Below are 12,828 nucleotides of genomic sequence, written 5' to 3'. Positions count from 1 at the left end.
CGTGAGTCCGTCAAAAAAGGCGGTCACGCCTCCAATTGAGCACTTCCTCAAGGTAATATCACACAATTAATATACTGGAACCGATATGCAACACAATTTTGCGGCATTTACCCCGGCAAGCCACCGGGTGAACGCCCCTGAGCGGCCTGCGGTTCCGCAATTTTCCCAGAAAAATCCAAAGCTTGAGGGCAATTTCAAAAAAACGCCGCAAGGCGCTTGCGCTCGACCACGTCATGGGTATATTGCGCGGCACTCAAGCGGGTCTAACGCTTGAAAAGGACAGGTGGCCGAGTGGCTTAAGGCGCACGCTTGGAAAGCGTGTGAGCGTGCAAGCGCTCCGAGGGTTCGAATCCCTCTCTGTCCGCCATTTTTACTTCTGTCCGACCCGGAGACATAGGTAACAGTTTGTACCGGAGACATGGGTTACAACCTCGTGCCGAACGGGTTGTCGATTGTCTGTAGCGTTCTCTGTTCCAGGTCGATGTATCCCAGATCATAGCTCATGAAGCTGATCAGCCAAATTCCGTTCTCCACTTCCTTGATCCCGAGCTTCTGACCGGCCAGCACGGTCGAGACGTTGATCTTCTTGCGATGCATGCAGATCCGCCCGCATGCGGTGACCAAGGCGTCCCTGTCATGGAAGGGATAGTCCAGGTCCGGCAGGCCCTGATACTGTCTTGATGACGGCCTGTAGACTTCGGCCGGTGTCTTCATGGAGAGCGCTTCATGAGGCCGTTCCTCGTTGAACTCCTTCATGAAAGCATCGAATTTGGCCTGCTGCTGCAGACTGTTCATCCCCGCAGGCCGGGTGGCTTCCTTCTTCAGGGTGAGATGCATGCGCTCGTGACGGCCATTTTGCTGCGGATGGCCTGGCTTGATGCGCTCGATGCCGATGCCAATGCGCAACCACCACACCGACAGCTTGGACAAATTGTAGAGCCCGTTCGGCGAGGCAAACGGCAGACCATTGTCCGTGCGGATCGCGGACGGCAATCCACGCTCCTTGAACAGGGCGAGGAAGGCCTCAATGACCGGCCTTTCCTTCGTTGAGTCAAAGGCCTCGCAACTGAGCAGATAACGCGAGGCATGATCGCTCACCGTCAGGGGGTAACAGTACTGCCGGTTCCCCAGTTTGAACTCGCCCTTGAAATCTGTTGCCCAAAGATCATTGGGGGCAAGCCCAACCGAAAGGGGCGTTCCTTCGGCCTTGTTGGCGCGCCGCCTCTTGCGGGCTCTGCTGACAAGGCCGTGCCGGTCAAGAACCGCATGCACCGTGCTTTGTGCCGGAATACGCACATCCCCGGCAAGCTTGCGAACCAGGACCTCCCGGATCTTGCGCGCCCCCCAATGGGGCCTCTCCTTCCGTGTCGCGATGATCAGCCGTTCAACCTGCTCCGGAAGCTGGTTGGCGTAACGCACAGGCCGACGGGACCGGTCACAAAGCGCGTCCATCCCATCTTGCTGGTAACGGTTCCAGATCTTGTAACCGGTCTTGCGCGAGATGCCGAACTCACGGCAAACCGCACTCATGCCTTCGCCATCCAACAGGCGGGCGACGAAACGAAGACGTTCCTCCATTTTGGACACCTCTTGCCACGGCATCGACACCTCCCGAAAAACGGAAAGTGTTACCCATGTCTCCGGAACGGTCTGTCACCTATGTCTCAGGTCGGGCATCTTCCAAGCATTTAAAGTTAAACATCAAATTTTAGTGCGCCATTCATTCCAAATTTCATTCACAATTGCGCTGCGCACTCAGCTAACGATGAACCTGAATAGCCCCGCGTTTTCTACGCGCCCTCGGCTTTCATTTTCTGCAGTCGTTCGAACTCGACGAGTGACAGCATCCCGTTTCTGACGTATTTTCTCTTCGGATTGTAGAACACCTCGATGCAATCAAACACATCCCGCCTGGCGTCCTTGCGGGTTTTGTAGGTTCGTCGCCGTACCCTTTCCCGCTTGAGCAGGTTGAAGAAGCTTTCGGCCACAGCGTTGTCGTGACATTTTCCACACCGGCTCACGGAATGTTCGAGGTTGTAAGCTTTGAGGAAAGAAGCCAGTCCATGCTTGCGAACTGGGAGCCCTGGCCCGAATGATGCATCAACTCATCCGGCTTGCCTCTGCGCCATACGGCCATGATCAGCGCGTCGGTCACAAGTTGGGAGGTCATGCTGTTGTTCATCGACCAACCAACAACACGGCGTGAGAACAGGTTGAGGCCTGTGGTGAAATAGAGCCAGCCGTCAGCCGTCCAGAGATAGGTAAAATCGGCCACTCACTCTGGTTCTGCATTGCTGCCGCGAACTGACGATCCAAAATATTCGACATAATAAGTGAGCGCTCACCACCATCCTTCGGCAAGCCACGCCGTCTCGATCTTGCTCTCAATGCAATGCCGCGCATGAGCCGCTAGACACGATGCAGACCACAGAAAAAGCCTTCGGCGAAGAGGCCGTGCCAGACACGCCGTGTGCCGTAGGCGCGATCGCTATCCTTGAAGCTGCCTTTGATCTTGTCGAGCAGGATCTCGTCATACCGGTATGTTGGCTAGGAGAACAATTGAGCCAGGCATGGAAGCCGGAACGCGATACACTCAGCGCTTCGCAGCGCCATGCCACCGGCCAGATAGAACGGTGCTTTGCAACGAACGCGACCTTCATTTCACGTCCTTGGCAAAGTAGGCGGCGGCCTTCCTAAGAAACAGCCGCGGCCTCGGGAATGGGCGCCAATGCAAAACCTAGGCTTAAGACCCATAAAATGACTATGCAAATCAGTTGAAGTCTGCTTCAAACTCCTAAACAGGAGTTTGGCGATGTCCGATGGTTTGTTCTGGCTCAGCGATGAGCAGTTTTCGAAGTTGCAGCCGCTGTTGCCGACAGACACGCGGGGCAAGGCCCGTGTCGATGACCGGCGGGTGATCAGCGGCATCATTCATGTTCTGAAGTCGGGCGGTCGGTGGGTCGATGCGCCGGAGGTCTACGGGCCGAGGAAAACCCTCTACAATCGCTTTGTCCGCTGGTCGGAGAAAGGTGTCTGGACAGGGATCTTCGACACATTGTCCCAAACCGGCGGTCCTGTTCTGGAAGTGATGATCGACAGCACAGCCGTTCGGGCGCACCGGGTCGCCCATGGCGGCAAAGGGGGGCTCAAGCCCATGCCCTGGGCCGAGCTCGTGGTGGTCCGGGAACAAAAATCCATGCTCTGAGCGACAACAAGGGACGCCCAATCGCCTTCCACCTGACGGGAGCCAATATCTCGGATTTCATAGGAGCTGAGGCACTCTTGCCGCTCGTTCCGGCAAACGGCGTTCTGCATGGCGATAAAGGCTACGACAGTGACCGGATCCGCCGAGCCGTCGAGGCGCGCAGTTCGCTGCCAAATATACCGCCCCGCAAAACACGCAAATGGAAAAACTGTTTCTCGCCATACCTTTACAAGAGCAGAAACGTCATCGAGAGGATGTTCGGCAGGCTCAAGGAGTTTCGCAGGATCGCAACACGCTATGACCGCAATGCCAGGAACTATCTCTCGGCCATCTGCCTCGCGGCAACCGTATGCTATTGGTTATGAGTCTGAAGCCTAGGGTCTTGGCGCGCCGTTGAAGGTTTGAGAGCATGCGTCGCCGGTGCCGTTCATCATATGCCGCCGCTCCCTGATCCTGATAGGTCATGCCATGACGGATGGCGTAGTAGAACAAGACTGCGATCTTGCGCGCTGTGGCCGTCACCGCCTTTTGTTTGACTATGCGCGATGACAGTCGCCTGTAAAACGCGCCCAAGGCCGTATCGCTTTTGCCAATCGTCACAGCAGCCAGGCGCAGGAGAGCGGCCGCACGACTCGAGGACCGGCGTGTCCGCGAGGATAGTAGCTTGCCCCCAGAGATCTTGTTCCCAGGGGCAAGACAGAGCCACGACGTGAAGTGCTTGGCGCTTTTCCAAGCGCGCAGGTCTGTGCCGCATTCAGCCACCAGCTTAAGTGCCAGAGATGGTCCGAGGCCGTGGAACTGCGTCAAATCAGTTCCCAAAGCCCCGTAAAGCGCAGCTCGCACGTCGAAGGACGGCGCATTGTGCTGCTTTCCTTTGATCCTTGCCTTCGGCAGCGGTGCCAGATCACCGTCAGTCCGGACAGTCAGCGCGGCAACTGCCGCCTCCAGCCGGCGGTCGCACGCCGCGATCTGCGCTTTGTAGAAGTCGTATAGCTCCAGCGATTGTGTCAGAGCAAAGACATGTTCCTCGCGATCATTCCCGACCAGCGCGGCCTTGATCGTGTCCAACGATGACTTGCAGCGGACATCCCGGAAGGCGGCAAGAACTTCAGGATCACGCTCTCCACCGACGATGGCACGGATGATCCGCATGCCCGTTGCGCCTGTGATATCGGAGACAACATGATGCAGTTGCAGGTTCATCTCCATCAGCGCCTTCTGCATGTGCTGGATGTGAGCAGCAGCATACTCTGTCAGACGTTCGCGTTGGCGCATATAGGCGCGCAGAGTGGCAATCTCGGCTTCGGGGCGGAAGCTGCCACGCAGCAACCCATAGGAATGCAGCTGGCGCAGCCATCCGGCATCGCTGACATCGGTTTTGCGACCCGGCCCATTCTTGGCATAGCGGGCATTCACCAGAATGGCCTCGAAGCCATGTGCCTCCAGGAATTCGAAGGCCGGGATCCAGTAAACGCCGGTCGACTCCATCGCTACGCTGATGACACCGCACGACCGGAACCAGTCGGCAGGTCGTGCAAATCCTGAGTGAATGTCCCAAAGGCGCGCACTGGCATGATGTCGGTGTCAGGGTTCACAGCCGCCACGTGCATCGTCGAGCCGATATCGATCGCAGCCGCATTGGGGTTGATCAAACTCAAATCCGGGTGGCCGCCGGTTTTACGCTTCGTCATGGCATTTCCTCCATTCAAGGCGAAGGGCGTGGGCCATGCAAGTTCGTCATCTTCCTAACCTGGATCACCGCAATGGCGGCGTCGCCACTCTCAAGTGCGCATCGGCCCATGTGCCACGTTTTTTAACGGGGTCCAGCCCACCAATAAGCCATCGGCAACTGCCCTTCGCGGTGAGCGTAGCATAAGCTGTTTGTACCGCGCACAGGCGGGCTGCAGCCCGGAACGGTTTTTTAGGATGTCACGCTCCGCCTTCAATTTGGCGACTTCCTTGCTCAGCCTCACGATTTCGAGCTGCTCGGGCTTCATCTGCCCGTGACCCGGAAAAGCCTGCACCGAGTCAAACCCATAGTTCCCGACCCATTTGCGCAGAACGTTCTCATGGATATCCAAATCGCGGACTGCTTGCGCAACACTGACGCTGCGCTCCCGCACCAATTTCACAGCCTCAAGCTTGAATTCGCTGCTGAACTTACTTCTTTTCATTCACGCGCTCCAGTGTGTCCGTCCGGTGAAGGCGGTCTTCATGAGGGCGACGTGCTCTGTTACGCTGCCTTTGCAGCGTAACACCAAGGCATGAGGTTGTTGATGCGATTGATCTTTTGGTCGGCGATTTGTGCCAGGACCCAGGTCAGCCAGGCTTGCGGGTCGATGCCGTTGAGTTTGGCGGTTTCGATCAGGGTATAGGCGATAGCCGCGGATTTGCCGCCACTTTGTGACCCCATGAAGAGGTAGTTTTTTCGGCTGAGAGCATAGCGGATTGCCGTCGCGAGCGGTGACTTGCCGGAGATCCGCGTCAATTGAGCGCCGAGCCAGGTTTCCAGATCGTCGAAGACCGGATTGGCGTACGTTTGCCGGAGGTTGGCGCGTTCAGGCGGCGGTTTTCCGCGGGCCCTCTTTTCGATTTCATAGAGCTTTGCGATCCGCTGGATGGCCTCGGCAGCGATTGCTGAGCCTTGAGAGGCATGAACATCGACGAACTTGCGCCGGATATGGGCCATACAGGCCATCTCCCGCGTCTTTTTCTCCCCGAACAGGCCGTTGAACCCGGCATAACCGTCCGCGTGAACCCAGCCCTTGTAGCCGGACAGGTGACCCTCAGGATGTTCGCCCTTGCGGTCAACCGTGAACCGGTACCAGGCCAGCGGTGGAGAGGTCTCGGCCCATGACCGCTCATCCCTGACATAGACCCAGACTCGGGCAGTTTTGGTTTTCTTCGTTCCCGGAGCTTGAAGCTTGACCGGGGTATCGTCAGCAAAGAGCGCGTCCCCTTGCCGGACCATGCGGCCGATGGCATCCGCCAGAGGCTCAAGCAGGGCAGCGGGGCGTCCCACCCAATCAGCCAGGGTGGAGCGGTCCAGATCGATGCCTTCCCGGCCGAAGATCTGAGACTGGCGATAGAGCGGAAGGTGGTCCGCATATTTGGACACAAGCACATGCGCCAGGAGACGGGCGCCCGGCCGTCCGCGCTCGATCGGACGCGATGGTAAGGGCGCTTGAACAACCCTCTCGCAGCAAGAACAGGACAGACGCGGCCTGACAATACGGTTCACGACAAACCGCCCCGGCACATATTCCAGCTCTTCGGTGATGTCCTCGCCCAGTGTCTTCATCTTGCCGCTGCACTGACAGCAAGATTGGTCCGGCATCAAGACCCTGTCATTGCGCTCCAGATGGTCCGGCAAAGGTTTGCGGCTGTGCTGACGTTTCTTTTGCCCGCAAGGATCGCCCAACGAGGCGGGTTCCGGAATGTTTTGCTGATCGGCTGCGGCCCCAATGGCCTCGTCCTCGGCAAGACCCAGATCAAGCTGATCGAGGCTTTCCGATTTGGAGCCGAACCGGTTCCGGTTGGCCCCATGAAGCTGATGCTGGAGCTGCTCAACCTTCAGGCTGAGCGCCTTGACTTCGTCCGCCAGAAGCCGGTTCACGGCTTTCAGTTCAGCCGGATCGTCAGGCGTGATGTCAAAGTCCTTCAGCATGGCTGCATTTATACCGGACACCGCCGGAAGCAGAAAGGAAAAAGCGGATTAAGTCTCTGTATTTATGTCGCTATCCGCTCGTCAGAGGTGTCCATGTACGGGCGGGCATACGCCAGTCTATCCCTTCAAGCAGCATCGACAGCTGGGCCGCCGTAACACTGACCTTGCCAGCCTTCGCGCCCGGCCAGACAAACCGGCCTTTCTCCAAGCGTTTGGAAAACAGGCAAGCCCCCTGACTGTCCCACCAGATGATCTTCAAAAGATCGCCCCGCCGACCGCGGAACACAAACAAGTGCCCGCAATAAGGATCTTCGGCCAGTACCTGTTCGGCTTGTGCGGCCAAAGAGTTGAACCCACGGCGCATGTCCGTCACACCGGCCGCCAGCCAAACCCGGGTGTTTGAGGGAACCGGAATCATCCCATCAAGCCTTGGACCAGCCCCATGACAGCGCTCAGTGCCGTCGGGCCTTCGATCAGCACCCTTCGGCCGTCAGAAAGTGTGATATCAACCCGGCTTGCACAGACAGGTGCCGGGGGCGGGACAGCGACACCTGGCGTGGCAGGACAAGCTGCCGGGATCAGTTTCAACTCAACGAAAGACGCATCCTCCACGTGGCCCAGGTCAGCTGGAATTCGCGCAAACCGGGGATCCTTCAGCCAATTGTGGATCATATTGGCATTCGCCGAATACCGGCGCGCCACTTGGGCAACCGATGCACCGGGAAGAACCGCTTGCGCGCAGATCTCCCGCTTCTCCTCATCAGACCAGCTCCGCCGCTTTCTTCGCGTACTCATTAGGGGCCCTTAAGTGTCCATTTAGACAAGCGGACACTTAACGCACCAAATCGAAAAGCGGCAGGTCGGGTTCAACGGACGCTTACGCTCCAGTCTCATTGGAAACAACTTAACTCGGCGTCCACGAAACCGGCAGCAGGCCAGAGGGCCTCTAGAAAATTCGAGGCTATTCCAGCTTCTTGCGCAAATGGCGCACTTGTTTCAAGAGCAAATCATTGCGCAAGAGATTCCAATTCATTAAAAAGGCTGTCAATTCGGTGGGACGTGTGCGCACGCGGGCATACTAAACTAGTATACTTTCGACGCGAAAAAGCCCTAAAAGACACTTACATTTCAGCCAAGTGGGTTAGCCGAGAGCAATCAGAAATTGAAAAAATGACCTATGTGTATTCAAAAACTTTAACTGATAGCGTCAGACAGCAGATTTCAATCATCTTTGCGTTGATCGTCCGCGAGATGACGACCCGGTACGGAACCAAGTTCGGGGGCTATATGTGGGCGGTACTCGATCCGGTATTGTTTATTGCCATATTGACGACTGTGTTTTCTGCCATCGCCCACGTTCCTCCACTCGGACGGAGCTTTTTGCTCTTTTTCGCGACGGGATATGCCTCTTTCTATATCTACAGGTCGACGGCAGATCAGGTTGCCAGTGCGGTTGAGGCGAATAGGGCGCTACTTAATTACCCAGTTGTCCGCCCATTCGACGCAATCATCTCACGCGTGTTGCTACAAGCGGCAACGTTGTTTGTGGTTAACCTGCTGCTATTCGGCACGATATCGATATTTGTTGAGTTTGGTCAACTCCGGATGGGACCTATCCTAACAGCCAGCGCGATCGGCCTCACACTGGGCGCAGGTGTCGGAATATCGAACATCGTCTGGTTTCATCTAAGCAGCACGTATCAACATATCTGGGGTGTCATTAACAGGCCAGCGTTCATGGTATCGGGCGTATTTTTCCTACCAGAATCCATTCCAATACCGTACCGTGAAATACTTATGTGGAACCCGCTCGTGCACCTCGTCGGAATATTCCGCATGGGATTCTACCCTACTTATAGAGCTTCCTACGTTAACTTGCCTTACGTTATAGGACTTGCTGTTTTTTCTGTTGTGTTCGGCCTGTTTCTTGTATGGTTATTCGACGCTCGTCTTAGGGAGCCCAAATGATCTCCCTGTACCACGTGACCAAGGTCTTTAAGCACAAAGGTGAGTTTCGCTATATCGCCAAGGACGTATCCTTCACGATACCAAGAGGTGAAAGCATAGGTCTGATCGGACGCAACGGCGCTGGTAAATCAACACTTCTTAAGCTCATTTCCGGCACTATCAAACCTACGTCCGGGCAAATCATCAGACGTGCCAACGTTTCCTTTCCGCTTGGATTCCAAGGCAGTTTCAATCCAAGTTTAACCGGCGAACAGAATGTGCGCTTCGTCGCAAGAATATATGGCCAAGACACCGAAGATCTTGTCCACTACGTACAGGATTTCTCAGAACTTGAGAAAGCATATTACATGCCTGTGAAAGCATATTCTTCCGGCATGAAGGCAAGGCTTGCGTTTGGCGTCAGCATGGGAATTAATTTCGACTACTATCTCGTTGATGAGATCACAGCGGTTGGAGACAAAAATTTCCAGAAAAAATGCAGGCAGGTTTTCCAGGAGAAATTGCAGAGTTCGGATATCATAATGGTATCTCACTCGACTGCTGCTTTAAAAGACTATTGTACTACAGGCATCGTTCTAGAGGATGGACAGCTGACGTATTTTCCGAATATTGATGATGCGATTCGAATGCACGATGAGAATATGGCGCGCCGCTAGCAGTCAGCAAATTTGAAGGTTAAGGTGACTACATGTCGGGATCAGCAAAGTCGGCCAAAGCTGACAATGTGACAAAATCGGATAGCTCCATTGTGCAAATTGCGCAAAAAATTGAAACTGTTCCTGCTCCTAAGGAGCGGTCGATTGTCCAACGCCTGAAGAAGTCCGGGCTCGACCCTCAAAAGCTGCTTGACGTAACCCTCCCTGGTGTTACCGGGAAAGCGTCTACCAAAACCAGGCACAGGCTTATTGCGCTAGGCTTCGCGGTCATGGTGGCGCTGCCATCATTGGCATTCTCTTTCTATATGTTCTTTATCGCCAGCGACCAGTTTCACAGCGTGACTGCATTCGCAGTACGTAGCGCGAATCAGTCGCCCGCGACCGAGGTACTTGGAATGGTGCTCGATTCCGGGGGGGAATCCACCACATCTAACAGCTACATCGTTCACGACTACTTACATAGCCAAGCTATTGTAGAGACTCTTTCCCAAAAGGTGAATCTTGAGGAGATATACAATCGCGATGGGTCCGACTGGCTGTTCCGCATGGGAACAGACTTGTCGATTGAAGACAAGCTTAGCTACTGGAACAGCAAAGTTGATGTCGACTACGATTCTACTTCCGGTGTGATGTATGTTGAGACCCGCAGCTTCAGGCCTAACGACTCGCTGCTATTGGCGCAAACAATTCTGAAGCAGTCCGAAAGATTGATTAATCAGCTTTCCCTGGAGAACCGCAGGCAGTCAGTCAAATTCGCCGAGGAAGCGGTTGCACGCGCCGAAGCGCGGTTGAAAGCGATCCGTAAGCAAATATTGGCCTACCGTGAAGCTGCTCAAGAGGTTGACCCAGAGAGCAACGCCGAACTCGCAATGGAAATGATTGCCAAACTCGAGCAGGAGGTTTCCTCGATAGAAGCGGAAAGAGCAACCTTGAGCGATCACTTGAATGTCGACTCTCCAAAGATCCGGTTGCTTACAGGCAAGATTGAAGCTCTTAAGGCACAAGCGGCAAAAGAGCGGAAGCGTCTCGGTGGCGGTGAAAAGCAGGATAGTAGCGGACGAGCTTCACTCTCATACCGGATAGCTAACTATTCCGAACTTGCGCTTGAGGAAGAGTTCGCGCAGAAATTATACACGACAGCGCTGGCGGGACTTGAGCAAGCGCGCCAGGACGCTGACGCGAAACACCTATATCTGGCAACGTTTATTGAACCCACCTTGTCAGAAGCGCCTCAATACCCGGACCGGTTTATTCGGTCGCTTAGTTTTTTTCTCTTGTTGCTGGGAATTTGGATAGTTAGTGTCCTAATGTATTACAACATACGCGATAGAACTTAATCGGAAAATTTAACAGCAACGTTTGGGGCATTGAACCGTTTCTGCCCCCTCTTCGTGCCGGAAACATCCGAAACGACATTCAGCGAGTGCATCTGAAAATGCTGATTAAATTTGCTAAGCAAACGGTGGCACTGTGTGAGGATCTGATTTCGGGCAAACCTGACCGCCTCATAGTCGGACCGGTAAAAGAGGGAAATAAAACCCTTTTCTTTGGATTCGCTGACTGGAAACATTCTTTCTATCAATCTGTCTTTCAGGACAAAGACATTGTGTTTGTTGGCCAGAAGCACTACCGCAACCCAAAATTTATCGAAGCGGCGTTTGAAAACATCAAAAATCAGGATGTCTATGTCTGGTCGTACAAGGACCCCTACTGGCTTTCCGCGTTGTGCGCGGCTAACAATTGTACCATTTGCAGGGTCGAGGATGGTTTCCTCCGGTCGGTAGGTCTCGGCGCTCAGCGGATCAGCCCATTGTCGATCATTGTCGAACGCAATGCCGACCTCTATTTTCACAAGTCGCGCTCAAGCGCTCTCCACCGGCTGCTGCGCTCCCTTGATGTGGAACAGAAAGCGCAGTTCCACGACAAGGGCGCTCTCCTCAAGCAGCGCATTCTCAACAACAACCTCACCAAATACAACTTCAAGGCACATTCACGTCGAATCGAAATTGCCGACAACAGTGTTTTCGTCGTGGGCCAGGTCGAACGAGACGAATCCATTCGGCGCGGACCAAATCCCTACATCACTTGTGAGCAGCTAATTGAACGCGTGCGGGACGAAAATCCTGGCGCCACCGTGTTTTTCAAACAACACCCGGAAGTCTATAAAGGCATCGCCGAACCCTACAGCGCGCCCTTTCGCCGTTTCCCGGATATCGTTGAGTTTCCGCAAGACCTGAATATGTTCGCCTATGCCAAAGCATTCCAACGTATATATACGATATCCTCATTGGTGGGATTCGAGATGCTATTGCGTGGCGCAACCGTTACAACTTTCGGCGCCCCCTGGTATTCAGGATGGTCACTCACCGACGATCGCAATGTAGAAAAGGAAACCGTGGACGACCTCACCGCTGAGATACTACTGTGGGCTGGATACGGTCAGTATCCAAGCTACTTCGACGACTTGGGCCAACCAAGCGATGTATTTTCGGTTACAGACCGACTGTCCCAACAACTACGCGCCTGATGCCGCATGACAGACGCTAGACCCGCGTCTGCTCGGGTATCAGAGCTGTCTCGGTTTGTCTGAACAGTTTCGGGCGTTTTGCTAAGTGGATTTCCGCCTCGATTATGCCGCCACCATCATCGGCGTCAGCGCGTTGAAGTAGGCCTGATCCGGCGTCTGCCGGTCAAGGTATGAATGTGGGCGTCGGCTATTGTAAAAGGTCATATAGCGGCTGATGCCAGCGCGGGCCTCGGACACGGTCTTGTAAGCGTGGAGGTAGACTTCCTCGTATTTGATCGAACGCCAGAGCCGTTCGACGAATACGTTGTACCGCCACGCACCCTTGCCGTCCATCGAGATGGCGATCTCAGCTTTCTTCAGCACCGCCGTAAAGTTGATGGAAGTGAACTGCGAACCTTGGTCAGTGTTGAATATTTCTGGCTTGCCATAGCGAGCCAGTGCCTCATCGACTGCCTCGATGCAGAAGGCTGCCTCCATCGTGATCGACAGCCTCCACGACAGAACCCTCGTAACCGGCCGATTGTTACCGCGGCGATTGGGCCTTGACGCGGGCAATGACGTGGGGATCTGAGACGAAGTCATCGAGGAAGCCGTTCCAGTTTTCGGTTGAGCTTCTGGCTTCGGCGAGCATGTCTTTCAATTCGTGGATGCCGTCGTCGGTGAGCGCTGTAATATAGTCGTCCTGACCTGTTTGGACGCTGACGATGCTGCCATAGGTCAGGTTGTCATCGTTTTCGACGATGGCCTCCAGGAGCTCGAGGTCTTCACCTTGCAACTGCGCGACACAGGCGAGTGTGGTGACATG

General features: G+C 54.8%; 12 protein-coding genes, 1 tRNA gene and 3 pseudogenes. 6 read left to right on the top strand and 10 right to left on the bottom strand.

Annotated elements, in window-relative coordinates; all coding sequences use genetic code 11:
* The first annotated feature begins 277 nt into the window (after positions 1-277).
* Positions 278-367 (top strand) — tRNA-Ser (locus tag OA90_RS20475).
* Positions 368-423: 56 nt separating this feature from the next.
* Here the strand turns inward: OA90_RS20475 and OA90_RS20470 are convergent.
* Together OA90_RS20470 and OA90_RS29605 are read right to left on the bottom strand one after the other, a co-directional pair.
* Positions 424-1,602, bottom strand: a complete 1,179-nt coding sequence (locus tag OA90_RS20470; protein WP_068416667.1) for an IS481 family transposase — start codon at positions 1,600-1,602, stop codon at positions 424-426.
* 188 nt (positions 1,603-1,790) lie between these two features.
* Positions 1,791-2,693: pseudogene (locus OA90_RS29605) on the bottom strand (IS3 family transposase); the annotation flags it as partial.
* 119 nt (positions 2,694-2,812) lie between these two features.
* Between OA90_RS29605 and OA90_RS28120 the strand changes: the two are divergent.
* Positions 2,813-3,570 (top strand): IS5 family transposase gene (locus OA90_RS28120; RefSeq protein WP_156510577.1). Its coding sequence is split into 2 segments (ribosomal slippage): positions 2,813-3,146 and positions 3,146-3,570, totalling 759 coding nucleotides; the frame shifts between segments, so codons are not numbered across the junction.
* Here OA90_RS28120 and OA90_RS20455 read toward each other — a convergent pair.
* The 6 genes and pseudogenes from OA90_RS20455 to OA90_RS20435 form a co-directional block, all read right to left on the bottom strand.
* The gene (locus OA90_RS20455) at positions 3,473-4,693 is read right to left on the bottom strand and encodes an IS110 family transposase (protein WP_244274684.1); all 1,221 of its coding nucleotides are present in this window, start codon (positions 4,691-4,693) and stop codon (positions 3,473-3,475) included. The two genes, OA90_RS28120 and OA90_RS20455, sit on opposite strands and share 98 nt — an antisense overlap.
* Before the next feature lie 2 nt (positions 4,694-4,695).
* The gene (locus tag OA90_RS29600; protein ID WP_244274683.1) at positions 4,696-4,896 is read right to left on the bottom strand and encodes a hypothetical protein; all 201 of its coding nucleotides are present in this window, start codon (positions 4,894-4,896) and stop codon (positions 4,696-4,698) included.
* Between the two features lie 228 nt (positions 4,897-5,124).
* Positions 5,125-5,379 (bottom strand): annotated as a pseudogene (locus tag OA90_RS20450) (transposase); the annotation flags it as partial.
* 59 nt (positions 5,380-5,438) lie between these two features.
* The gene (locus OA90_RS20445; protein ID WP_068416661.1) at positions 5,439-6,872 is read right to left on the bottom strand and encodes an IS66 family transposase; all 1,434 of its coding nucleotides are present in this window, start codon (positions 6,870-6,872) and stop codon (positions 5,439-5,441) included.
* A 70-nt stretch (positions 6,873-6,942) separates the two neighbouring features.
* A complete protein-coding gene (gene tnpB / locus OA90_RS20440; protein WP_068416658.1) occupies positions 6,943-7,290 on the bottom strand; it encodes an IS66 family insertion sequence element accessory protein TnpB in 348 nt (115 codons plus the stop codon).
* Positions 7,287-7,667 carry a transposase gene (locus OA90_RS20435; protein WP_068416655.1) on the bottom strand — a complete coding sequence of 127 codons (381 nt, stop codon included), beginning with the start codon at positions 7,665-7,667 and terminating at the stop codon, positions 7,287-7,289. Before OA90_RS20435 ends, tnpB begins: the two co-directional genes overlap by 4 nt.
* 375 nt (positions 7,668-8,042) lie before the next feature.
* Between OA90_RS20435 and OA90_RS20430 the strand changes: the two genes are divergently transcribed.
* The 4 genes from OA90_RS20430 (at position 8,043) to OA90_RS20415 (ending at position 12,023) form a co-directional block, all read left to right on the top strand.
* A complete protein-coding gene (locus tag OA90_RS20430; protein ID WP_068416651.1) occupies positions 8,043-8,840 on the top strand; it encodes an ABC transporter permease in 798 nt (265 codons plus the stop codon).
* On the top strand, positions 8,837-9,496 hold the full coding sequence (locus OA90_RS20425) for an ABC transporter ATP-binding protein (RefSeq protein ID WP_068416647.1): 660 nt from the start codon (positions 8,837-8,839) through the stop codon (positions 9,494-9,496). Before OA90_RS20430 ends, OA90_RS20425 begins: the two co-directional genes overlap by 4 nt.
* A gap of 32 nt (positions 9,497-9,528) precedes the next feature.
* Positions 9,529-10,833 carry a hypothetical protein gene (locus OA90_RS20420; RefSeq protein ID WP_068416644.1) on the top strand — a complete coding sequence of 435 codons (1,305 nt, stop codon included), beginning with the start codon at positions 9,529-9,531 and terminating at the stop codon, positions 10,831-10,833.
* A gap of 98 nt (positions 10,834-10,931) precedes the next feature.
* A complete protein-coding gene (locus OA90_RS20415; RefSeq protein ID WP_068416641.1) occupies positions 10,932-12,023 on the top strand; it encodes a hypothetical protein in 1,092 nt (363 codons plus the stop codon).
* A gap of 102 nt (positions 12,024-12,125) precedes the next feature.
* Here the strand turns inward: OA90_RS20415 and OA90_RS20410 are convergent.
* Both OA90_RS20410 and OA90_RS29065 read right to left on the bottom strand, forming a co-directional pair.
* Positions 12,126-12,530 (bottom strand): annotated as a pseudogene (locus OA90_RS20410) (integrase core domain-containing protein); the annotation flags it as partial.
* Positions 12,531-12,546: 16 nt separating this feature from the next.
* On the bottom strand, positions 12,547-12,828 hold a 282-nt coding region (locus tag OA90_RS29065), incomplete at its 5' end, for a hypothetical protein (RefSeq protein WP_244274682.1).

Source organism: Labrenzia sp. OB1 (assembly GCF_001624695.1).
Lineage (GTDB): Bacteria > Pseudomonadota > Alphaproteobacteria > Rhizobiales > Stappiaceae > Roseibium.
Note: the sequence above shows the minus strand (reverse complement) of the source record. Positions and strands in the feature narration are given on the sequence as shown.

What these genes read in the sequence shown, in the direction of transcription:
- OA90_RS20470 (WP_068416667.1), bottom strand. Translation starts at nt 1,602, where the DNA reads ATGCCGTGGCAAGAGGTGTCCAAAATGGAGGAACGTCTTCGTTTCGTC.
- OA90_RS20430 (WP_068416651.1), top strand. Translation starts at nt 8,043, where the DNA reads ATGACCTATGTGTATTCAAAAACTTTAACTGATAGCGTCAGACAGCAG.
- OA90_RS20425 (WP_068416647.1), top strand. Translation starts at nt 8,837, where the DNA reads ATGATCTCCCTGTACCACGTGACCAAGGTCTTTAAGCACAAAGGTGAG.
- OA90_RS20415 (WP_068416641.1), top strand. Translation starts at nt 10,932, where the DNA reads ATGCTGATTAAATTTGCTAAGCAAACGGTGGCACTGTGTGAGGATCTG.
- OA90_RS20420 (WP_068416644.1), top strand. Translation starts at nt 9,529, where the DNA reads ATGTCGGGATCAGCAAAGTCGGCCAAAGCTGACAATGTGACAAAATCG.
- OA90_RS20435 (WP_068416655.1), bottom strand. Translation starts at nt 7,667, where the DNA reads ATGAGTACGCGAAGAAAGCGGCGGAGCTGGTCTGATGAGGAGAAGCGG.
- tnpB (WP_068416658.1), bottom strand. Translation starts at nt 7,290, where the DNA reads ATGATTCCGGTTCCCTCAAACACCCGGGTTTGGCTGGCGGCCGGTGTG.
- OA90_RS20445 (WP_068416661.1), bottom strand. Translation starts at nt 6,872, where the DNA reads ATGCTGAAGGACTTTGACATCACGCCTGACGATCCGGCTGAACTGAAA.
- OA90_RS20455 (WP_244274684.1), bottom strand. Translation starts at nt 4,693, where the DNA reads ATGGAGTCGACCGGCGTTTACTGGATCCCGGCCTTCGAATTCCTGGAG.
- OA90_RS29600 (WP_244274683.1), bottom strand. Translation starts at nt 4,896, where the DNA reads ATGACGAAGCGTAAAACCGGCGGCCACCCGGATTTGAGTTTGATCAAC.